The 21,169-nt window shown below is 37.6% G+C and carries 23 protein-coding genes and 3 pseudogenes; 2 read left to right on the plus strand and 24 right to left on the minus strand.

Features of this window, described 5'->3' with window-relative positions; translation table 11 throughout:
* Positions 1-2: 2 nt before the first annotated feature.
* On the minus strand, positions 3-650 hold the full coding sequence (locus AC4PHI_RS10010; RefSeq protein WP_492199753.1) for a 3-oxoacid CoA-transferase subunit B: 648 nt from the start codon (positions 648-650) through the stop codon (positions 3-5).
* Positions 640-1,335 (minus strand): 3-oxoacid CoA-transferase subunit A, encoded by a 696-nt coding sequence (locus AC4PHI_RS10015; protein ID WP_492199754.1) that lies wholly within the window; start codon positions 1,333-1,335, stop codon positions 640-642. The genes AC4PHI_RS10010 and AC4PHI_RS10015 overlap by 11 nt, the downstream gene beginning before the upstream one ends.
* A 132-nt stretch (positions 1,336-1,467) precedes the next feature.
* Here AC4PHI_RS10015 and AC4PHI_RS10020 point away from each other — a divergent pair, with 132 nt between their 5' ends.
* Positions 1,468-2,379 carry a LysR family transcriptional regulator gene (locus AC4PHI_RS10020; protein ID WP_492199755.1) on the plus strand — a complete coding sequence of 304 codons (912 nt, stop codon included), beginning with the start codon at positions 1,468-1,470 and terminating at the stop codon, positions 2,377-2,379.
* 536 nt (positions 2,380-2,915) lie between these two features.
* On the opposite strand, the gene AC4PHI_RS10025 is transcribed toward AC4PHI_RS10020, so the two are convergent.
* The 21 genes and pseudogenes from AC4PHI_RS10025 to AC4PHI_RS10125 form a co-directional block, all read right to left on the minus strand.
* Positions 2,916-3,164, minus strand: a complete 249-nt coding sequence (locus tag AC4PHI_RS10025; RefSeq protein ID WP_492199756.1) for a hypothetical protein — start codon at positions 3,162-3,164, stop codon at positions 2,916-2,918.
* A gap of 131 nt (positions 3,165-3,295) precedes the next feature.
* The gene (locus tag AC4PHI_RS10030; RefSeq protein WP_492199757.1) at positions 3,296-3,538 is read right to left on the minus strand and encodes a hypothetical protein; all 243 of its coding nucleotides are present in this window, start codon (positions 3,536-3,538) and stop codon (positions 3,296-3,298) included.
* 33 nt (positions 3,539-3,571) lie between these two features.
* Positions 3,572-3,718, minus strand: a pseudogene (locus AC4PHI_RS10035) (DUF4767 domain-containing protein); the annotation flags it as partial.
* 23 nt (positions 3,719-3,741) lie between these two features.
* Positions 3,742-4,023 (minus strand): hypothetical protein, encoded by a 282-nt coding sequence (locus AC4PHI_RS10040; protein WP_492199758.1) that lies wholly within the window; start codon positions 4,021-4,023, stop codon positions 3,742-3,744.
* Between the two features lie 132 nt (positions 4,024-4,155).
* Positions 4,156-6,027 (minus strand): DUF262 domain-containing protein, encoded by a 1,872-nt coding sequence (locus AC4PHI_RS10045; protein WP_492199759.1) that lies wholly within the window; start codon positions 6,025-6,027, stop codon positions 4,156-4,158.
* Positions 6,027-7,379: a DUF262 domain-containing protein gene (locus AC4PHI_RS10050; protein ID WP_492199760.1), complete on the minus strand. Its 1,353-nt coding sequence runs from the start codon at positions 7,377-7,379 to the stop codon at positions 6,027-6,029. Before AC4PHI_RS10050 ends, AC4PHI_RS10045 begins: the two co-directional genes overlap by 1 nt.
* A gap of 297 nt (positions 7,380-7,676) precedes the next feature.
* Positions 7,677-8,120: a recombinase zinc ribbon domain-containing protein gene (locus AC4PHI_RS10055; protein WP_492201580.1), complete on the minus strand. Its 444-nt coding sequence runs from the start codon at positions 8,118-8,120 to the stop codon at positions 7,677-7,679.
* 28 nt (positions 8,121-8,148) lie between these two features.
* Positions 8,149-8,598: pseudogene (locus tag AC4PHI_RS10060) on the minus strand (hypothetical protein); the annotation flags it as partial.
* Positions 8,591-8,878: pseudogene (locus AC4PHI_RS10065) on the minus strand (GIY-YIG nuclease family protein); the annotation flags it as partial. The pseudogenes AC4PHI_RS10060 and AC4PHI_RS10065, both read right to left, overlap by 8 nt.
* 509 nt (positions 8,879-9,387) lie before the next feature.
* A complete protein-coding gene (gene erm(G) / locus AC4PHI_RS10070; protein ID WP_117474513.1) occupies positions 9,388-10,122 on the minus strand; it encodes a 23S rRNA (adenine(2058)-N(6))-methyltransferase Erm(G) in 735 nt (244 codons plus the stop codon).
* Between the two features lie 56 nt (positions 10,123-10,178).
* Positions 10,179-10,238 (minus strand): erythromycin resistance leader peptide, encoded by a 60-nt coding sequence (locus tag AC4PHI_RS10075; RefSeq protein ID WP_492201581.1) that lies wholly within the window; start codon positions 10,236-10,238, stop codon positions 10,179-10,181.
* A 112-nt stretch (positions 10,239-10,350) separates the two neighbouring features.
* A complete protein-coding gene (gene msr(D), locus AC4PHI_RS10080; RefSeq protein ID WP_117474512.1) occupies positions 10,351-11,814 on the minus strand; it encodes an ABC-F type ribosomal protection protein Msr(D) in 1,464 nt (487 codons plus the stop codon).
* 323 nt (positions 11,815-12,137) lie between these two features.
* On the minus strand, positions 12,138-13,682 hold the full coding sequence (locus tag AC4PHI_RS10085; RefSeq protein ID WP_492201582.1) for a recombinase family protein: 1,545 nt from the start codon (positions 13,680-13,682) through the stop codon (positions 12,138-12,140).
* A 19-nt stretch (positions 13,683-13,701) separates the two neighbouring features.
* Complete coding sequence (locus AC4PHI_RS10090; protein ID WP_061106162.1) at positions 13,702-14,118, minus strand: hypothetical protein; 417 nt, start codon at positions 14,116-14,118, stop codon at positions 13,702-13,704.
* Positions 14,119-15,681: a recombinase family protein gene (locus tag AC4PHI_RS10095; protein ID WP_492199761.1), complete on the minus strand. Its 1,563-nt coding sequence runs from the start codon at positions 15,679-15,681 to the stop codon at positions 14,119-14,121.
* Between the two features lie 61 nt (positions 15,682-15,742).
* A complete protein-coding gene (locus tag AC4PHI_RS10100) occupies positions 15,743-15,958 on the minus strand; it encodes an SHOCT domain-containing protein (RefSeq protein ID WP_214710947.1) in 216 nt (71 codons plus the stop codon).
* A gap of 55 nt (positions 15,959-16,013) precedes the next feature.
* On the minus strand, positions 16,014-17,954 hold the full coding sequence (locus tag AC4PHI_RS10105) for a DNA polymerase (RefSeq protein WP_492199762.1): 1,941 nt from the start codon (positions 17,952-17,954) through the stop codon (positions 16,014-16,016).
* 72 nt (positions 17,955-18,026) lie between these two features.
* Entirely contained in the window at positions 18,027-18,569 is a 543-nt protein-coding gene (locus AC4PHI_RS10110) for a DUF2815 family protein (RefSeq protein ID WP_425354863.1), read from the minus strand.
* Positions 18,570-18,583: 14 nt separating this feature from the next.
* Positions 18,584-19,720, minus strand: a complete 1,137-nt coding sequence (locus AC4PHI_RS10115; protein WP_492199763.1) for a DUF2800 domain-containing protein — start codon at positions 19,718-19,720, stop codon at positions 18,584-18,586.
* Complete coding sequence (locus tag AC4PHI_RS10120; protein ID WP_492199764.1) at positions 19,713-20,030, minus strand: rRNA biogenesis protein rrp5; 318 nt, start codon at positions 20,028-20,030, stop codon at positions 19,713-19,715. The genes AC4PHI_RS10115 and AC4PHI_RS10120 overlap by 8 nt, the downstream gene beginning before the upstream one ends.
* Complete coding sequence (locus AC4PHI_RS10125) at positions 20,005-20,223, minus strand: hypothetical protein (protein ID WP_492199765.1); 219 nt, start codon at positions 20,221-20,223, stop codon at positions 20,005-20,007. Before AC4PHI_RS10125 ends, AC4PHI_RS10120 begins: the two co-directional genes overlap by 26 nt.
* Positions 20,224-20,503: 280 nt before the next feature.
* On the opposite strand from AC4PHI_RS10125, the gene AC4PHI_RS10130 reads away from it, so the two are divergent.
* Entirely contained in the window at positions 20,504-20,857 is a 354-nt protein-coding gene (locus tag AC4PHI_RS10130) for a helix-turn-helix domain-containing protein (protein ID WP_492199766.1), read from the plus strand.
* A gap of 56 nt (positions 20,858-20,913) precedes the next feature.
* Here AC4PHI_RS10130 and AC4PHI_RS10135 read toward each other — a convergent pair whose 3' ends face one another.
* Positions 20,914-21,081 (minus strand): cysteine-rich KTR domain-containing protein, encoded by a 168-nt coding sequence (locus AC4PHI_RS10135; RefSeq protein WP_000336323.1) that lies wholly within the window; start codon positions 21,079-21,081, stop codon positions 20,914-20,916.
* Between the last annotated feature and the right edge of the window lie 88 nt (positions 21,082-21,169).

A 21,169-nucleotide genomic window follows, 5' to 3' on the forward strand; every position in this document is an offset into this window, starting at 1 on the left:
TTTTAAAGTGTTTTTGAAAGTTTAAATCTTGCTTCTGTTTTTTCAAAAATTTCAGCAAGACTGCTATCTTCACTGATCTCAATGAGTGTTAGTTCATCTTCAATAAATTCAAATACAGCCAAATCAGTAATAATCATTGTCACTACTTTTTCAGCAGTCAATGGTAAACGACAATTTTTCAAAATCTTTGGAGCGCCATTTTTAGCAACATGTTCCATTGCAATAATAACTTTTGGTGTTCTCACTACTAAATCCATGGCTCCACCCATGCCAGGTACCATCTTGTTAGGAATCATCCAATTTGCAAGATTCCCCATTTCATCTACTTCCAAAGCACCTAAAACGGTGGTATCTATGTGTCCTCCCCTGATCAAAGAAAAAGAAGTTAAACTATCGACATAAGCACCACCGTCTATTATTCCAGATGGAATCCCTCCTGCATTGACTAAATTAGGTTGTATTTTATCTGCCACTTGATTAGCACCGACTAAACCATTTTCAGAATGAAAATATACCGCAATCTCTGGGGATATAAAATTGGAAACAAGCGTAGGTAAACCAATACCTAAATTAACAACATCGCCATCCCCTAGTTCCTGAGCTACTCGTTTAGCAATTTTTTCTTTGGTTGTTAACAACTCAATGCTCATTTTTTCCCCCCCTCTCGCTAACTAAAATTTTATCTACTAAAATAAAAGGAGTGATAATTTCTTCTGGAAGAAGTTCGCCTACTTCAACCAATTCATCTACCTCAGCGATAACAATATCTGCTGCCATTGCCATCAATGGATTAAAATTTCTGGCGGTTTGCTCATAAATAAGATTTCCTAATTTATCTGCTTTTTTCGCTTTAATCAAAGCAACGTTAGCTCTTAGAGGTTCTTCTAACAAATATGATTGATTATTTACTTCGATAACTCGTTTACCTTCCGCAACCACAGTACCTACGCCTGTGGGGGTTAAAATCCCACCTAAACCGGCTCCTCCTGCATGGATTCTCTCAACTAAAGTACCTTGTGGAACTAGTTCCACGTTCATTTCTTTTTTAATCATTTGTCGACCTGTTTCAGCATTTAAACCAATATGAGAGGCAATTAATTTTTTTACTTGTCGTTCTTTAACTAAAAAACCAACTCCTAATTGATCATCTTCTAATTCCTTTAGAACACCTGTATCATTGGTAATGACTGTTAAATCACGAACTGAACTTTTAGCCAATAATTTAATACAGTTTACAGGTGCACCAATTGTCATGAACCCTCCAATCATTATATGATCTTTGTCATGAATATAATTCATCAACTCTCCTTTTGATATCTCCTTCAAGGCTAACACCCCTCCCAAAACTTCAAACGCTTTCTTGTTGATGTGCTAATCATATCAACTTAATAAAATATCGTCTAAGACTTTAAATTCATAGCACCCATATGATATAGTTATAGGTAAATTATAAATAGAGGTGATAGCATGGATATTAAACAACTACGCTATTTTGTTCAAATTGTTGAAAGCGAAAACAATTTAACGAAAGCTGCAAAAAAATACCATTTATCTCAACCGGCTTTGAGCAAGATGATTAAAACTTTTGAAAATGAAGAAAACATTTTAATCTTCAATAGAAAAAACGGAAAAATATCAGAATTAACAAAGGCTGGAGAGCTTTTATATGAACATGCTCTAGAAATTATTGACTCGTATGACAATATGTTATTGCAGCTTGGCAACTTGGATAATCAATACAAAGGGACCGTAAAAATAGGTATTCCACCACTAGTAATTACTATTGTTTTTTCTCGATTTTTAGCCAAGTTTATTCTTGAAAACCCAACTATTAAATTAGAAATCACTGAAGCTGGCGCTCATGAATTAAAAAAAATGTTGCTCGTTAATGACATTGATTTAGCAATATTACTACAACCAACTGAATTAACAAATATCGAAGAATATATCATCGTTGCTGATGAACTTCATGCCTTTATGAGCACAGAAAACTCACTTGCAAACCGATCCTTTCTAACATGGGAAGAACTGTCTAAACAACCCTTAGCCCTATTCAACGAGTCTTTTATGATACATCATATGATTAATAAATATTTTCAAAAACTAAACTTAAAACCCAATATTAAGCTTTTGTCAGGCGAATGGGACATGCTTTTAAGCTCTACTTATAAGTCAAGCATTGTTTCCATACTCCCCTCCCCAATTGACAATATGATTCAAAATAAAAATTTTACTCATTTACCATTGAAAGAGCCTCTCCATTGGGAAGTGACAGTCTGTCGCACAAAAAAAATACATATGAGGTTAAATCAATATGTATTAGATGAAATTTTATATTTTTTTAAAACAGATTCTTCTGCCCTATTATTAAAAGATTAACAATACTTATTTGAGATTACCCAAAAATGCAGAAAAACGACTCCACATTTAATAAAGTAAAGTCGCGAAATACAAATACTTTATCAGAGGAGCTGACTCGACTATACCAATAAATCATTGAAAATCTATCAAGCGAAAAGAAGTTTATACCACTTTACTAGTAAATTGAGCTAGGACATACTGAAACCAACACAAAAATTCTTTTTAAGTATAGTTTATGGGCTTTCCAAAGGACAGTCACTTCTTCTTTATGAGATTGCTAGAAATCTGTAAGAACCAATTTATTTCCTTATAGGATTAAGGGACTCAGTCGCAACTCTATGAGCTTTTCTTCTTGCGCTTTTTTTCACAAAATATCTAGAGATGCTTAAGCCGACTCTAAAAGAGGATATGCTTGTTTTATTTGATGATTCTGACATTATTAAACCATATGGGGAACAATTGAATACTTACAGAAAAGTTATGAGGGCTCCACTAGGAAAATTGAAAATGGCTATCTATCAACTCTAGATAAAACTTTTAAAAATTAGAACCTCTCACACGATGATTTCTTCAACTGTAAATATTTTTATCAAAAATTTTTGTAGTACTTCGCACTTTATTTCGTCACCCACAAATATTGTCAGCATATAAATTTCTTCAAAAACTAAATCAATGGAATATTTTGAATCGCCTCCATTTGATTCAGAACAAAATAATTGAATCACTTTTTCATTCAACAATTCCTTTAAAAATTTGATTTGCTGAATGTCCTGATATGTCAATATCTCATGCCATGAAATCATGTACCCTTCCTCCTAAAATTCATTGTATCGCGCTTTAGCAAGGAATACAGCGTTGCTTATAAAAAAATATCCTAAAATAAGGATATTTTTTTATTACTTTTCAAGTGGCAATGGTGTCAAAACCAATTTAATTAAAATTGTGGCGGCAATCTTTCCTCAAAAAGATTCTTCATACCGATACGCTGCGAAATTCTGCCATTTGTGTATACTCTAAATTGTTTGCCATTTTTTAGTACTGGGTATTGATTATCATTTGTATCTACATCTACATCATAGAACTCGCCATACTCATCTGTGCGCATTCCCTGTGGAAACTCATTATGACTATAAACTTCAATTGTCGAAGGATTCTGTTTGGCTCCGTACGACCACACATCCTTACGACTCATCAATCCATTAAAACCATTAGTTTTTTCTATGATTTCTCGCGGCAGCTGATGATGACCAATTGCTACATTGGAGCCTTTAGAGAACTCTCGATAATTTTGTCCTATGGTCTTTTCCCATGATTTGATAAATGAATAGAGTTCTCGATTCTTTTCTTCATTCCAAATTGCTTAATTGCTGTGCCATTTTGTCAGTATCTATTTGCATCTCCATCCCTCTCACTTTCCTTATACTCATTCTTCTTAACTATTTCAGGTTCCCAATTATCCTTACCTGATTTACGGTTAGAATACTTGACAGAAGCTTTATTAATTGCAGCAGTTAATTTTGGCACTGCCTTAGTTGCTACTACTGCTGAACCAATTACAACTGAAGTTGCTCCAATAGTTCTCGCAATCTTGTGTGTTTTCTTTTTATCTTTTTCAACCGCAAAGTTCTCAATTTCTTTTCTTTTTCTTCCATATCGGGTCACCACCTAATTCGATTATATATATATAATTATATCACACGCGTTTTATGACTACCCTAGCGACGTTAATAAGTGTCCTGCCTCAACATGAATGCATCATCATAATAAGGACAGCTTATAATCTAAATTCCTAAGCTACATACCAATCTTTTCCACAAATTCAGCAAGAATCTCTTTCATTTGTTGACCTTGCTTACGGATTTGGTCAATGTACCAGATTCCCTCATCCTCTGCCATTTTCTGCATCAATTCAAATTTCAAACTTTGATCAGTTGACTTGAACTCTTTTATCTTGGCATCCGGCATTAAATTTGAACGCAACGAATTGTGGCCACGCGCCATGATACATAGATTTCCAAAATTATTTAGTTCTTCTGGCGGTAACTTCTCATGACCTTCGTCCGCATTAGGATTTTGAGGATAGAAATGCTCTACAGAATTTCGGTATTTAAAATCAAAATCTGAAGCTTTGATTCCACGATTAAAGCCATGTGTTTCTTGATACCATAGCACAAAATCAAGGAAGTTAAAGATGTAGTTAGAGGTATCTACTCCACTATCAAACACTGAATCATCTTTAGTGAGTGAGGTAAAACGTTGGCTGGCAAATGCTATCAACTTTTTAACCAACAAACCATTGTCACCTATGACAGCATCATCATTTAAAATTTGTAGCAGACCAAACAAGAAGCTCTTATAAATTTGACGTGGGTCGGTGACTTGAAACATAGATTCAATCTTTACCACGATATTCTGAGTATCATCGTCATCATAAAACGTATTGCGAGGCGAGAGCTTCTTATTGTTTCTACTCTTACCAACAAGCATATACGGTTTGTGCAAACTCCAGTTCGAATCATCAGATGAATTATCATTTATGCTGTCTGTCTTAATCACGTAGTTATCGAAAACAAAACGTGTCTTTAAAAGTAAGTACATGAATTCATAAACATCTTGATTTGACGTAATCTGTTGCTCAAATTGATCAACCAACCTCTTATCATCCAAAGAAATCCCTCTTGATTCGTAATTCCAATCAAATGTTTCTTTATCCTTGAACAGCTTCAATACTTGAAGAATAAAATTAGGGAAATTTATGATGGAATGATATCGACCAGTATCATCTGTTTCATCAGCTTTCTCTGGATTGGGCGTCATTTGCAACATATCATCTAGAGAAATTGCTTTAAAAACTGATGAATTATCGCCATTTGGAAATGCCGAAATAACTTGAGTAAAATCAGTTGGAAGAAACTGATTCCAATTGGTAGAAAATAATTGTTCACGAACTTCTGGCTTAAAACCAATCTGAACATATTTATCTAGTCTCTGGCAAGCATTCCAAACTTCAGAGATAACACTTCTTCCTTTTGGATCTTCTTCGGGTAGTAGCCCCAACAAATATGCTTTTACAATCTCATGCTTTTCAAGTTGCTCCCCTCGATTGTTCATTATTTCGAAGTAATGGTTCAAGTCAGTGTCTTTAGGCAACTCATTTTTGATTAAGATTACGTTATCGAGCAAATACCTAAAATAGCCCTCGTCAAACTTAGTGGATGAACTAGCAGCCTCTTTTTCCTGAAGCTTCTTCCTAATTCCCCGATAACCGTCGACTAACTCATTATCTAAATCCAATATCTTTTCAAAGTTATCTTCATTCTTGAGCATGCGAAAAATATCTGTTGAACGTTTTCTGCTCTCGAAGCTTAATGTCACATCTAGGTCATTAGCTAATTCAGGATATAGCGACTCATTTTTTAGATAACAAATTAGTAATGAGAGGGTTGTTAGCCTCTGCTGCCCATCAATTACACTAATTACATCATCACTGTCAGAATGAACAACCAAAGAGCCAATGTAATAGTTTTGGTTCCCACCACGACGATAATAATCATACACGTCATCAATCAGGGTATTAATTTCTTTTTCCGTCCAGGCGTACGCGCGTTGATAGATTGGAATACTGTACTCATCTTGAAATATATCACGAATATTGAAATCTGCCATCAACTCTCACCCCCTAGATATTTTTCAGCGATTTTTGCTGATTTAGTTTTCACTTTTTCTCGCTGAGTGTCCTTGAGCTTCTCATCGATTGGAACTTCAAAATGTGAAAGCTGTTTGGTTGAATATGATTCAGCTATATAGTTGAATAAGTTTTTAATCCCGGCATCGCTACTGATGACAAACTTGTTGATGCTCTTTTTCTGAACCTGTTCAAAATAAAAACGCGGATAGTATGCGTAATGGAAGCATACATTTTCTATCATGTCATATTGACAATCTGAAAATTTATCAATGGCATAAAGCATTGATGTCTTGAACAAAGATTGAACGAATCGGAAATACTTCTTATCCTTTGTTTGAGCATACAATGACAGGATAGACTCCTCGTCTGCCTTAGCTTCATCAGAATAGAAGCCATGTTTTTCAAGGATGTTGTTATAAAAATCAACAAATTTAAAGAAATACTCACCATTAATCATAGGTTGATCAATTTGGAATGCATAGTTCATTTCCGGTAGTGCATTAAACTCAATCATCGTTTGATTCTGACGATTGAAGGTATCCACATAATTCTTTGCCATCAAAATCGGCTTAGCCCAATTCAACTCGGAGTTGTTATCCCCTTCACTGACACCTTTAAATAAGTCGATATCATTATTCGAAAAACCCAAGTCCGGTACATTTTTGTTTTTAGACCATTGCTTTATCCTAAAAAGATACTCTGAAAACAACGTATGAATATGTTTAGGCTGGATATTTTCCCACAATTCAACCATTTCAAGTTTTCTTTCTTCTGTTCCTTTTAGCTCACGAAGATGGAAAGCTTTTAATAAGTCAGTTGGGTATAATGCTTTTCCTCGATTATTTGACGAATCAAATAGCTGAAAAGCTTCATCAAGATTGGCTAACTTCAAGACTTGCATGGTACAGTTCGAAAGGAAATAATCCTCAATTATTTCTTTATTTTGGGGGTTCCGTTCAAAATACTCACCAATGGCATTATTGTTATTTACAACATTTTCGATTGTTCTTTGGTGTTCTGGGAGATTAATTGAAGTTAGTTCTTTCCGCTGCTTTTCCGTCAAATATCGAGTTATCAGTAAACTTGTAATAATCCTTTGCTGACCATCAACAATCTCAAGCGCAGTACCGTTATAATGTAAAATAATGGTTCCAATTCGGTATTCAGGATATATAGAAAAGCGTACGACATCATCCAAGAGTTGAATTACGTTTTTAGCTTTCCAAGTATAAGGACGTTGATAATCTGGTATAGTCAAAGGCAACTTAGCGTTGTTGTTGGTTAGTAGCTCTTTTAAGGATGTCACATACGTATTAACTTTATTATCCATCGCAGTGTCCCCTTTCAGTAAATGTATATGCATCTATTTTATCACAAAGGACCGCCTTAACACCCGTCACATCTTAAAAAGCACCCTGCATCTGCAGAATGTTCCATAAAAAAATAAGTTAAATTTCTACAGCAACGCTCACCCCACTCTTGAAATCAACTACAACATTCTTTTCAAAAATGGTTATCTTTTCAATCAGCCTTCGAACTAGAACTTCTCTATACTCAGTGAGGGAATCGTGTCTTTTTACAAAAGCTTCCAGCTCATCAATCCGTTGCTGCATGTTAGCATCAGTGGCTATTTCTTTTGCAACCGTATCTCGCTCATCTCTCTCATTGCTAGGATTTTGCTTGCTAGTTCATCATATCCTTGGCCACCTATTGCCATGCTAATAATTTTAGCTTCAAGCTCTTTCAACTGTCTATCCAAATCAGCCAATCGTTCGGTTAATCCATCAGTTAGGACTGAATTAATGTTGTCCGTTAACTGTTGTAGAAAAGCTTCTCGATCAATCAAGGTTTCATTAATTGCCTTGATAATAGCTTGATGCAAGTCTTTCTCATAGATTGTTCGTCCAGTGCAGTTATCTTCTCGTTTATCCACTATGGACTTGCAGCGCCACACGGTTCCACGATTCTTCCAATGGACTCTGCGATCGACGTTTCCGCAATCACCGCAAACCGTGATTCCAGTTAAAGCATACTTTCCTGAAAAGCACTGTGAATGTTTGTTTTCATCGATTTACGCCGGTCTAGTTCTTGCTGAACCTTCATGAAGATATCACGTGGAATAATCGCCGGATGACTGTTTTCAACATAAGTCGTTCCCATTTTTTGGTAGCGCTAACACCTTCATGGGTAACGGCTTCACCACTGAATTTGTTCTCACCCATTTTCGGCTTTACATAAACTAATTTACGTCCTGACAATAGTTGGATGAACAAAAATCCAGATTTGTATTCAAACTTAATGCCATGCGTTGATGTGGACCGGCGTTCTTTCTCACAAGTCTTTACCACTCTATCGACATCTCACCAGAGTTCCGTAATGTAGTAATTCGAGTCACGCCAAGAATTAACAAGTGGTTGCAACTCATCCTCAGCTAGTCCCATTTCAATAGCTCCCATTGCTTTCAGTGCACCCACTGGCACACCAAACATCTGGCTAGCTGAAACACAATAAATGTCGCCCCCGTTTTTGAATACTTCTTGACGCCATTTTCCCATCTGCTCTTGTAAAGAATAAGACCGAATCAACCCACTCCTTGTCTTTTTTTAGAAAATGTTGTGATAGTCGAACTGAAATTGATTGCCCAGCAGCTTGGCCAACAGATCGTTTATTTCCGCCAATCAAAACATAGACGGCTGGATAATTTGCGAAATCCTGTTCCTTCAAATACGGCAAGTCACTGCGACTCATTGAAACCAAAATTACTGGTTCGCGTTCAAAGTAAGAAAAATTGTCTTTCTGTGTATCTGAAAATATAAAAATCTGCTTCATAACCTTGTCTCCCTTGAAAAACTCGATAATATATTATACCACGTAACCGCTAGCAAAAACATCTAGCCTATCAACTCTACGCCTACATAAACCGTCAACTCAAGGCCTCAAAGCAATTCAGTCAAGTCTATGATCAACCCAAAAAGCATCGTTTTTAAACGAAAAAAGAGCAATCCGCAGAGACCTGCGAACTGCTCAAAACCTTATTATATCAACGTTATACGCGTGTGAGCAGACCGACACACTCAACATGTGTTAAGAGGATAGGATAGCTATCAAATTCATTGTCCCAAGCCCTGTTTATATCAAGGGTCATTTGGGGGAACATATCCAAGCTTGACCATTGTTTGTGGAAACATATCTACTGCGTTTTTGGGGCTATCGGTAGACAGGAACATATCCAGTCTCTCTCTAGAACGTATACCTTACTTTAAAAAGGCAGAATAGCACTTAACCTATGCTATCCTACCTATAATTAAACATTTACAGTTACAAGTGATTTATTGTTTTTAGCCGTTAAATATTTTATAACTATTAAATAACGATAAAAATTGATCGAAACTAATATTGTTTAAATCATATATTCTCGCATGTTTTAAAGCTTTATTAAATTGATTTTTTGTAAACAGTTTTCCATACTCTTTGTTAACCCATTTCATTACAAAAGTTTTATATTTTTCTCTCTCTTTAAATGCCATTTTTGCTGGCTTTCTTTTTAATACAATTAATGTGCTATCCACTTTAGGTTTTGGATGGAAATAATGCCTAGGAATTTTTGCTAATATAGAAATATCTACCTCTGCCATTAACAGCAATGCTAGTGATTTGTTTGTATTTAATAACCTTTTAGCAAAACCATATTCCACTATTAAATAACTTACTGTGGCCGCACTTTCAAAAACAATTTTTCGAATTATATTTGTGCTTATGTTGTAAGGTATACTGCCAAATATTTTATATGGATTGTGGCTAGGAAATGTAAATTTCAGTATATCGTCATTTACTATTTGATAGTTAGGGTAATTTAAGAGCTTATTACGAGTTACCTCACATAATTTAGAATCAATTTCTAGCGCCGTTACAAAATTACATCTTTTTATCAATTCAACAGTAAAATGACCTTTGCCTGCACCTATTTCAAAAATGTTATCTTTTTCATCTAAACTAATGCAATTCATTATTTTTTCTATGTGATATTTTGAAGTAATAAAATTTTGACTATCTTTTATATTTACTTTGTTCATTATAACCTCTCCTTAAAGGTTATAATGAATTCATTTCAACAATTCATTATAACCTTTTATTTTTCGTTTGGTTGATAATAAAGTTTATCAATTACAAAAATTGAGTAAAAACCCATTAGAAAACCTCCTTAAATTCTTTCATCGCTTTTCGAATTCCTGTCATTGGTGCAGGATTAAAATCCATTTCTTCATAAAGCCACTTTTCTAAAATCTTATAGTTCAGTCCGTTTATCGAATCTGCTTTAAGCTCTTATCACTAATTTCATAAATTACATCAGTCACATTTTCGAGTAAGCGTTTGTCATGGGTGATAAACACTATAGTTCCGGCATACTCCTTCATTAGTATTTCCAAAGCCTCTAAGCTTGGTATGTCAAGGAAGTTGCTGGGTTCATCCATTAGTAGGATGTTATATCTACCCATAAGCATTTTAGCTAGCAACAATTTTATAATTTCTCCACCGCTTAAAACAGATAAGCTTTTTCCAATATCGTTCTGTTTGAACCCCATAGATGCTAGCACTGAACGAATTTCTGATATATTGTAATCACAATCCTCCTGCATAAACTCCATGACATTCTGATTACTGTTGTACTTGTAACCATTCTGTGCAAAGTAACCTATTTTCGCCTTAGGTGAAATAGAAATTCCATCTTCATGGTTTAAGATCATTTGGATTAAAGTTGTTTTTCCGGTTCCATTACCACCAGTTAATGCCACTTTTGCTCCTAGAGGAATTTGAAAAGATGCATTTTCAAACAGTGCCTTATCCCCAAATATTTTAGTAATTTCCGTACCGACAATAGGATATGGATTGTGGAGCTCCAATGCTTTACTTTGTCTGAAACGAATCCTGCGAATGTCTTCTGGAGCTTCTACATTTCCTAAGGCCGCAATCCTATGTTCTAGGGATTTAGCGGCATTATGCATCTTTTTTTCCTTACTACCCATTGATTTTTGATGAGCTAAACGCCCTCCGCCTTCAGTACTTTTTTTCTTTGAAGCACCTTTTGCCTTCTGTTCTATTTTACGGGCCTGTTTTCGCTTTTCCTCCGCAGCCTTTTCCAATCGCGCGCGTTCCGAAATGAATTGCTCGTATTCTGTAGCCTGGCCCTTGCGTTCTTCCTCTTTCTGGCAAAGATAATCAGAATAATTTCCCCAATACTCAGTGATTTTGCCATCTTTCAGTTCCCATATTTTATCTACTACCTCATCAAGAAAATAACGGTCATGGCTAATAACTAATAGTGCACCTGTAAAATATTTTAGCTGTCCAATTAGAAAGTCAATTCCTTCACGATCTAAATGGCTCGTAGGTTCATCCGCTAAAATACCATGAACTTGTGCCGATAAAGCCTGTGCTATTTTAAGCCTTGTTTCCTCACCACCGCTCATGGTCTGTATATCTAATTGCTCAATACCGAGCTTGCCTACAAGTGCAAAATCTTTCTCCTTCTGCAAAGTTACTTCATCCAACTGGGGAATATAGGCAAGTTCACCCAGTCGATTCATTTTACATCCTGGGGAAGTTAATTCTCCTAAAAGTACCTTGAGTAACGTGCTTTTTCCTGCACCATTTGCTCCTACTAAACCAATACGGTCATAATCATATACTTCTAAATCATCTATATTTAAAACATCGCGTCCTTTGAATTCCACACGAATGTCTTTTGCATTTAATATCAATTCCATTTTATTTCCTCCTGTCTATAATCGCATGCTTTCATTTGCTTGTACGCAGGGAAAACCCTGCGATTTAGCAGGAAGAATTACATGAAAATATAATACATAAAAATGTCCCTCCTATGAATTTTGTTTTTAAATCTAGGTAATAAAAAAGCCTATCATCGGGGATAGATTCTGCTTTTTTTATTGCCCGCTTATCTTAAACGCATTGAGGCTGTCATAGTTTCGGTTCCTCCTAAATTCTTATTTGTATCATCGTATATTTTAACACAAAAAGATGATATGTTCAATACAAGAATACAATTATAAACAAAACTGTGGAATGCGTCTCATACTCCAATTTCAATGCCTGATTTAAAGCATACTACAAAGTGGTCATCATACACCGTAACATTTTGGATGATCTTCCTTACAAGGGTATCATCATATAGTAAAGTCCGATATTTGTTGGTACGGATAAATTCTATCAGTTCGTTGATCCGCTCATTCTCACCACTTAAGGAGGCATCTTCTACTAAAAGGATCTGTCGCTTGTCTCTCAGCTCATCAATCTCATCTGCTAGGTGTTCATAGTCTTGACCCTTGTTCGCCAGCTTGATAAGTTCTTTTTGCTTTTCCTCCAGTAAGTTGTTAATCTCTGAAATTTGGTATTCTGTCGTTTCACCAATCACAGCATGAATGTTCTCTTCCAGGGTCTTTATCATGTTGTTGCCACCTGCAAGTAGCTTATTAATTGCGGTCATTACAGCACCATAGAGTTCATCTTCTTTTACGGTTCGGTTCTTACAAACTTCAGGACCTTGCTCGATTCTAGTCACACATCGCCAGACAAATTCTTTTCTTCCGTGGATATTCCAATAGACCCGTCTATAAATATCGCCACAATCTCCACAGAAGGTGATGGCACTTAATGCGTACTTACTACTATAAATTCGTTTGTTCTTGCCTTCTCCTGTGTAGATATTGCTTCTTCGATGAATTTCTTCTTGCACCTGCAAAAATAACTCTTTAGGAATAATCGCCTCATGGCTATTTTCAACATAATACTGGGGAAGATGACCTTCATTCTTAACTCGTTTCTTGGTTAGAAAATCTACTGTGACAGTCTTTTGCAGAAGGGCATCTCCGATGTATTTTTCGTTTTGAAGTATCTTCTTAACTGATTCTGGTCGCCATCTTGGTTTTCCCGCTGCTGTTAAAATACCATCCTTTTCAAGACCTCGACCAATACCCACTAGACTCTGACCTTCAAGGTATTCTCGGTAGATGCGTTTGATAATCTCAGCTTCTTCGGGGACAATAATTAAATTTCCATCTTCATCTTTCGTGTAGCCCATAAATCGCTTATGGTTGACCTGCACCTTTCCTTGTTGGTATCGGTACTGTAGCCCAAGCTTAACGTTTTGTGAAAGGCTCTGGCTTTCCTGTTGTGCCAAAGATGCCATAATCGTCAGCAAAACCTCACCTTTTGCATCCATTGTGTTTATGTTCTCTTTTTCAAAATAGACAGATATGTTCTTATCCTTGAGCTGTCTAATATATTGAAGGCAGTCTAGGGTGTTACGTGCAAATCGGCTTATGGATTTTGTAATAACCATATCGATGTTACCGTCCATGCACTCTGCAATCATACGATTAAATTCGTCGCGCTTTTTTGTGTTTGTACCGGAGATACCATCATCTGCAAAGATGCCAGCAAACTCCCACTTAGTATTCTTCTTTATAAACTCTGTATAGTGTGCGACCTGAACCTCATAGCTAGAATTTTGTTCTTCTGTTTCTGTAGAAACACGGCAATAGGCAGCAACACGAAGTTTCTTTATCTTTTCTTTTGCGGCTGTACTTCCTACTCTTTTACGAGCAGGAATAACCATTATATTTTTCTCTGTCACTTTATTCCTCGCTTTCTATCAGACTGTATAAGTATTCTGCTCGTTCAAAAGGATCAACTGGCATCTTATTATCTGCCTTTTTCATTTTGAATCGTTCTTTGGGAGGGGGAGAGGTGAAAGCGGCAAGCTCTACCACTCGTCCTAAATCCTTTGCACGCTTATCTCTAACTTCTTCAGCTTTATCAAATATCTCTTTATCAATAATTGCTGGATACGTATCATTTCCAAGGTAGTTGACGTTTTTCAAAATGCGACCCATCACAGAATGTGTCTTATCAATACCTGCCTGTTCGCCAGCCACTGTAAGGGATAGTCCTGATATGTATTTCTCAAAGAATACCTTTACTTGACCTGCTGCCTTTTCATCGACAGTAACCACTCCATCTTGAATTTTGTATCCATATGGAATATATGCCATTTATCTCACCACCTTTTCTTTCAGGGAGAGACCGCATTTCAAATTGAATGTCAGCTCATCCCTGGAATTTACAATGATGTTCTCTACAAATTCTTCAAATAGTTCTTCCGTGTAGTCACCATTAAAATTATCTGCTGACACGTAATCAATGAGGTCCTTTATCTCGTTTGCTCGCAAAACCCCACTTGTGGAATTTGATACAAGGTTTGTTTTTTCAGTTGAAAGATTTTTCATCTCACTATCTAAAACATTTCGTTCCTGATTAAAAAGAGCTGGCTCAAGGAAACCTTTGGCCATCAGTGTAATAAGGGTGTTGCGTTCTTCCATGAGTTGCTCCATTCGCTTATCAATAGCATCCATTCTTTCACGGTCGCTTTCTTCATCGATTTGGCTAATTGATTTGAAAAGTGGCTCTAGGATTAGTTTGTTACTGAAAGCAAGCTTATTCATCAGGGTTGTAAATGTGGCTTTGATTTCCCCATCTCGTAAGAACAACATGGAGCAACTCTCTTTGTCTTCGATATGACCGATGCAACTCCAAGCAATGTAACTCCTACCAACTGAGTAGTTTGTCTTTCTCCTGAAATTGCGACCACACTCTCCACAGACCATCTTGCCACTTAAAGCATATCGATTAAGATAAACGTTCTTTTTCACGCCCTTACACTTCATCTTGGCTCTTTCATCAATGAGATCTTGTGCCTTAGCAAAGTCTTCTCTACTAATAATTGCTTCATGATTGTCCTTGTAATAGTACTGGTCTTTTTCTCCTGTGTTTGGATGGCGATTGTAGTTACTATCGGTGTAAGTCTTTTGCAGCAAAACATCACCCATATATTTTTCATTTCTAAGCATGTCAATGATCGTGCCTGAACTCCAGTGATTCCCTCGTTTAGCAGGAATCTTATCTTTGTTCAAACCTCTTGCTATGGTACTGCTACCTTTTCCAGATAGGAATTCAGAAAAAATACGTTTGATGATTTCAGCTTCATCTGAAACTATAAACATCTTGCCATCCGTCTTGGAATATCCATACGGTGCAGTACCAACATAACTGCCATTTTGAAATCTCTTTTGAATGGACCATGTTGAGTTTTGTGAAATAGATGCAGACTCTTCTGCAGCAAATCCAGAAAGGATAGAAAGCATCAGTTCACTTTCCATATCACCCGTATTTAGATTCTCTTTTTCAAAATAAATATAAACACCGATATCAATCAGTTTTCTTACTAACTCTAGACAATCTACTGTATTACGAGCAAAGCGGCTGATTGATTTGGTGATAATAAAATCTATCCGACCTTGCTTACAATCTCGTATCATGCGGAGCAGTTCAGTCCGTTTCTCCATCTTGGTGCCGGAGATCCCTTCGTCATAATAAAGACCAGCAAATACCCATTCTGGATTAGACTTAATATAGCGCTCATAGTGTTCACGCTGTGCTTTAAGGCTTTCAAGCTGTTCATCACTATCGGTTGAGACCCTGGCATAGGCGGCAACCCTAAGTTTCGTATTAGGTAGTTGTCCCTGGGGCAGTTCATCTATTTTTGTTATCTTTTTCATCATCTCACCTCGCTTTCGCCCATTACATACATCACTCTAAAAGCTATTAATAGCAAGTTTTTTAGGACATAATCTCGGCTAAACGGGGAGAGAATTTCTGCTTGTTCAAGGCTGATATTTTGTGTAATTCATCCACTGTGATTTTGCCTTCTTTATATAGGTTTGCGACAATACTCTCGGCTATATGAAAGTCATATTCCTTTTGTAATTCTTCCTCTGTCATCTGATCGGTTTTGCCCTTTAACGGACAACCATCTTTTACTTCATAAATGTTCATAGAAAAACACCTCCTACCTAGTAGCCACGGCAGGAGGTGAAATCTGATGATTTCTTTAATCTTTTTGATAAAATTCACATTCATAGCCATCGGCATCAAGGAGCAGCCCTTTTGCCCAAGGTGGCACTTGACTCATCTGTTTACATACTTCAGTAACAGATATTTGAGTATTGGCTTCAACAATGACTTCATCATGGACATGAGCCACAATACGATAAGTACTAAGCATCTTCATTGAATACATTAAAATATCACGGGAGATGGCTTGAACAATATTCTCTACAAACTTAGGACCGTAACTTTCAAGACGCTCCCATTTCTTTGTTCCACCTACTCCTTCATAGGTAACAGACTCACCACCAAACTGATTCTCACCGATTCGAGGTTTTACATAGGCAAGCCGTCTACCTGAGGGAAGAATGATAAAAAGCATGCCACTAAGACAATGAAACTCGATGCCATGGGTTTCTTGTGATTTATTTTCCTTTACGCATTGTTTAGCCGCCCGATCTACATCCCACCAGAACTGTGTGATGTTGGGATTAGACATTCTCCAGGCATTCACAAGCGGTTTTAATTCTTCCTCTTCAAGCCCCATCTCTAATGCACCCATGGCTTTTAGCGCACCAACAGAACCACCATATCCAAGTGCCAATTCAGCAATTTTACCCTTCTGTCTCAAGTGACCGTTCACACCATGCTTTTCAACGGAAACACCAAACATCTGGGAGGCAGATGCGCAGTAGATATCACCACTACTAGCAAATACATCCGTTCGCCATGTCTCACCTGCAAGCCATGAAAGCACACGAGCCTCAATGGCTGAAAAGTCAGCCACAATAAACTTATGACCTTCTTTTGGTACAAAGGCTGTACGAATTAGTTGAGAGAGTGTATCGGGTATATCTTCATAGAGCATTTCCAGTGTTTCAACATCACCATTTCTGACAATAGTGCGCGCCTCTTTTAAGTCTGGCATATGGTTTTGAGGGAGATTTTGCAATTGCACAAGCCTACCGGCAAAGCGGCCGGTTCTGTTGGCTCCATAAAACTGAAACATTCCTCTGGCGCGAGAATCTGCACAAACCGCATTTTCCATTGCTGTATATTTCTTTACCGAAGATTTTGCCAGTTGCTGACGAAGTGAAAGAACTTCATTTAGTTCACCATCTGTTTCCTCAAGTTTCTCAGCGACAGCTTTTTTCCCGAGAGTCTCCATCTCTAGACCGTTATCTGAAAGCCAGCCTTTCATCTGTTGTACGGAGTTTGGGTTTTCGAGATGTGTTATCTGCTGCATGGCGGTTAGTAGTTTTTCATGAGAGATGTCATCCATAGCGATGGCCTGCTTAACAAAATCCATATCAACCTTTATCCCTCGATCGTTGATTTCTTGGTCGAGATGATACTCATCCCAGATTTCCTCTGGCACTGGAAACTTGATCAATCTTTGTTGTATCTGGATTTCTGCCTCCACATCACGCTTGTTATATGCTTTGAACTTTTGCCACTTATCGATTTCATCAGTGGGTAGGTTACGGGTCCTACCACCATTTGTTTTAGTCGGAGTACATGGAACACAAAAGTATCGTATCAGGTCTTTACCCTCCGTCAGCTTTTGCTTCTCAAGTCCTAGCACTGCACCTACACCTTCTAAAGAAAGAGGAAGTCCCATATAGGCAGACCAAACCATGGAACATTTCCATGAGGAAGGATTTAGATAAGTTCCAGTGGGGTAGCCCAAATAACGTGAAAGACAGACTCGCTCAAACTGAGCATTAAATGCCCACTTCGTAATGGTTTCATCGGTTAAGGCATCTAGGATTTCTTTTGGAATCTTTTCTCCATTCATCAAATCGATGACCTTAACTTCATCACCGTCAACCGCATAACCAAACAGCATCACCTCAAAATCATCTGCTTCTACGTAACGATAAACACCACTCTTTTGTAGATTGGTAGATGAATAGGTTTCTATATCAATTTCTAAGTTTTTCATAGCTACCACCTTTCCTAAATGAAAAAGGTGGCAGAGGGAAGACCTCCACCACCGTCAAGTTTATTGTTTCTATTAGGCAAGGAAGTCATCATCGACAAGAGTCGTAAAATCATCTACTGCAGAAGTCTTACCGCCTAGAGGTTCTCCGTCTCTAATTTTTTGAATGTTACCAAGACCACAAGCTACACCTTTATTACCATTTGAGTTGAAGGCATAGAAGTTAAGAGAAACCCTACCATAACAACCGCTGTACACCTCACTACGATCCAGTATCGGCTTAACACTTTTGTCTACAATCTGTGGCGCTGTCTTGCTATTCGCATTGATGAAGTAATGGCCTTTATAAGCCTCATCATCACGCTCTACATCACCATCACGCAGCGGTAGTTTAATGGCTGCCTTGTTTGGTTTCTTACCACCAAACTTTGCGATACCTTCCTCAATGGCAGCATCAACTGCTGCATGGATGGCATTAATGGTTTCCTTGTCATCCTTTGGAATAAGGACGGATACGCTGTACTTTTCTGCACCACCATTAATAGATACAGGCTCCCATCCGTGGAAGTAAGAAAATCTTGAGTTTACACCTGTGATAACTTTTGTTTTGTTTTGCATATTTGCCATAATATTTAATCCTCCATAATTTCGTTAAATTCGTTTTTAGCATCTGCTACGTTCATTGCCGGTCTTTTATCTGAGTTTGGAACAAGAGTCGGCTTACCCGGTGGTTTGTAAATGAGGTCACCGAGGAGTTCCTCAAATTTGGATTTACCCATCAGTTTTTGCATCTCTGTCAGCGGAATAAGGCTCTTTCTGTAAATGTCCTTATATCCACCTGCTACAGCTTTTTCTGCAATGGCTCCTTCATCTTTGTACTTGCGAACCGAGCGACCTTCCACAACTTTAAAGCCGTTCCACTCTTTACCGTGATTGACTGCTGCATCAGTGGCATAGGCTGTTATTTCATTTGCCCACTTGGTAAGGTCGGGAAGAACAAGTAAGATTTCTTCTATTTCTGTGTCCGTCAGTAACGGAGGCAGCTTGAATTCTTTCTCTGCAAGTTTCAGTTTTTCTTCGGCTCTAGCCCTACATTTGTTTGCCGCTTTACAGAAGGTACACCATGGACCGGGGATGTATTCACCCTCACCGTTGAAGGCTTTGTCAGCTCTGGGCTTTAGTTCCTCTTCAGCCCAGTCTTTTAGTTCTTCCACCTGTATTGTCCAGGTGCTGACATTATCTCTTCTAGGCTGAAAGATTGTCATAGACACTTCTTTGATGTCATACAGGTGATCATAGATTCCAAGTGCTCCTAGGGCATACAGTTTCATCTGTGGATTGTCGACTGCATCAACTAGCACACCCAGCCCATACTTAAAGTCTACGATGTGAAGTCTGTCATCTGAAATGATTACACAGTCTCCTGTCCCAAAACCATCTGGAACATAACAAGAGAAGTCAAGACGTTGTTCAATAAGAACGATAGGATCTGTGCAAGACTTTCTTGCAAGTTCCACCTGCTCCATAACAAAGTCCACGTAAGCATCTGCACATTCCTCCATCTCATCAGAGTTATACTCAGAGATAGGTCGCTGACTTCTCATATGAAGTGCCTTTTTTAGTTTGTGTTCACACAGGTCATGAGCCGCTGTGCCTTCTTTTGCTGCCTCACCACTTTGGTCTTCAAACTCCTGTTCAAGTCTTGCAGAGGGTAGGCAGTTGAGCCACCTGTGGGATGAAGATGCAGATAATATTGCATGATTACCCATTCCCAAGCTCCTCCGCATCTTTCAAGATGTCAGCATAATAAGTCTTATCAACAGCACTTAACTTGTCTGCACCATACTTCTGAATGAGTCCTCGCACTTCGGCAGTAAACCCAATCTGGCTCTTTTCAGCAAGTACCATACGCACTTTTTCAAGTGGGATATCTGGCTCTTTTACTGGTTCTTGTTCAGTGGCAGCTTTTGCACCTGGAGCAGGATCTCCTTCTGTCATCGCATCGCAAACTGCCTGTATGCTGTCAGCAAGACTTCGCATATCATTTACCACTTCAAGCAGTAACTTTATTTTGCTCAAGGTCAGTTCCTCCTTTCGTCATTTCACAGATAGAAAGTTCCTCGATGCTATCTCCAGGGATCACAATCGTTACACGCTGTTTACTCCCTAAAAGAAAGCGAAGAATTCGTTCCCTTACGGACACATTACGGTAGGCAACAAGTCCGCCTGTCTGTGGTTTCTTAGAAACACTAATTTTGAGATTGTGTTTCATATCCATCACCTCTTTCCAAAGGGCGATTTATTTGTTGCCCTCTACCTAGTAGCCTCGGGAGGTGATAGAATCTGACGGTTTAGAAAAAAAGAAAGCCTACCAAAGAGAAGTACTCCTTGATAGGCCATGTTTATACTTGTGAACCCATAATATACCGTAATGCTTTCGTATCCATTCCTTCATTTACATAGTTAGTACAGAATGTATGTTTCAAAATGTTTGGAGTGACATCCTGTTTCTAATTTGATAGGAACAGGAAAATATATAGAGGTGGTTTATTATGCGTAAAAAGGAAGATAGATATGATTTTAGAGCCTTTGGTTTAGCCATTAAAGAAGCTCGATTGAAGCAAGGTTTAACTCGTGAACAAGTGGGAGCATTGATTGAAATTGACCCACGTTACTTAACCAATATTGAAAATAAGGGGCAACACCCAAGTATACAAGTTCTTTATGACCTTGTATCATTACTTCATGTGTGCGTTGATGGATTTTTCTTACCTGCCAACGATCTTGTAAAAAGCACCAGACGGTTACAGGTAGAAAAACTTATGGATAACTTCACTGATAGAGAATTAGCACTCATGGAAGCATTAGCTAATGGTATCAATGAATCAAGAAATGTCAAAGACTAGTTAAAGTTCATACATAACAGAAAGAGCCGATAAGATGAGATTGAATTAACCTCAAATTATCGGCTCTGCGTCTTTGCGTCTGGCTCTGTAATCACAGTTACTTTGAACTGCTTTATTTCAATTAAATTTTCTTGTCTGCATTTCGGACAATAGAGGGGGAATTTTTTTAATTCAGTATCTTCCCTTATCTTTAATCGTGTTTTATTTCCACATACAGGACACAATATCCACTTGTAGTTTATAATAACTATCTCCTCCTTTACACTTTAATTCAAATCTTTATTAAAAAATATTTCATCTTATTTAACAAGA

The sequence above is a fragment of the Vagococcus sp. QWL-13 genome (genome assembly GCF_058683555.1).

Excerpts from the sequence above, each read along its gene's own strand:
- AC4PHI_RS10050 (WP_492199760.1), bottom strand. The coding sequence starts at position 7,379 with ATGGATAATAAAGTTAATACGTATGTGACATCCTTAAAAGAGCTACTA.
- AC4PHI_RS10110 (WP_425354863.1), bottom strand. The coding sequence starts at position 18,569 with ATGCAAAACAAAACAAAAGTTATCACAGGTGTAAACTCAAGATTTTCT.
- AC4PHI_RS10115 (WP_492199763.1), bottom strand. The coding sequence starts at position 19,720 with ATGGGTAATCATGCAATATTATCTGCATCTTCATCCCACAGGTGGCTC.
- AC4PHI_RS10100 (WP_214710947.1), bottom strand. The coding sequence starts at position 15,958 with ATGAACATTTATGAAGTAAAAGATGGTTGTCCGTTAAAGGGCAAAACC.
- AC4PHI_RS10010 (WP_492199753.1), bottom strand. The coding sequence starts at position 650 with ATGAGCATTGAGTTGTTAACAACCAAAGAAAAAATTGCTAAACGAGTA.
- AC4PHI_RS10025 (WP_492199756.1), bottom strand. The coding sequence starts at position 3,164 with ATGATTTCATGGCATGAGATATTGACATATCAGGACATTCAGCAAATC.
- AC4PHI_RS10090 (WP_061106162.1), bottom strand. The coding sequence starts at position 14,118 with ATGGCATATATTCCATATGGATACAAAATTCAAGATGGAGTGGTTACT.
- AC4PHI_RS10020 (WP_492199755.1), top strand. The coding sequence starts at position 1,468 with ATGGATATTAAACAACTACGCTATTTTGTTCAAATTGTTGAAAGCGAA.
- AC4PHI_RS10085 (WP_492201582.1), bottom strand. The coding sequence starts at position 13,682 with ATGGTTATTCCTGCTCGTAAAAGAGTAGGAAGTACAGCCGCAAAAGAA.
- AC4PHI_RS10130 (WP_492199766.1), top strand. The coding sequence starts at position 20,504 with ATGCGTAAAAAGGAAGATAGATATGATTTTAGAGCCTTTGGTTTAGCC.
- AC4PHI_RS10105 (WP_492199762.1), bottom strand. The coding sequence starts at position 17,954 with ATGAAAAACTTAGAAATTGATATAGAAACCTATTCATCTACCAATCTA.
- AC4PHI_RS10125 (WP_492199765.1), bottom strand. The coding sequence starts at position 20,223 with ATGAAACACAATCTCAAAATTAGTGTTTCTAAGAAACCACAGACAGGC.
- AC4PHI_RS10045 (WP_492199759.1), bottom strand. The coding sequence starts at position 6,027 with ATGGCAGATTTCAATATTCGTGATATATTTCAAGATGAGTACAGTATT.
- AC4PHI_RS10095 (WP_492199761.1), bottom strand. The coding sequence starts at position 15,681 with ATGAAAAAGATAACAAAAATAGATGAACTGCCCCAGGGACAACTACCT.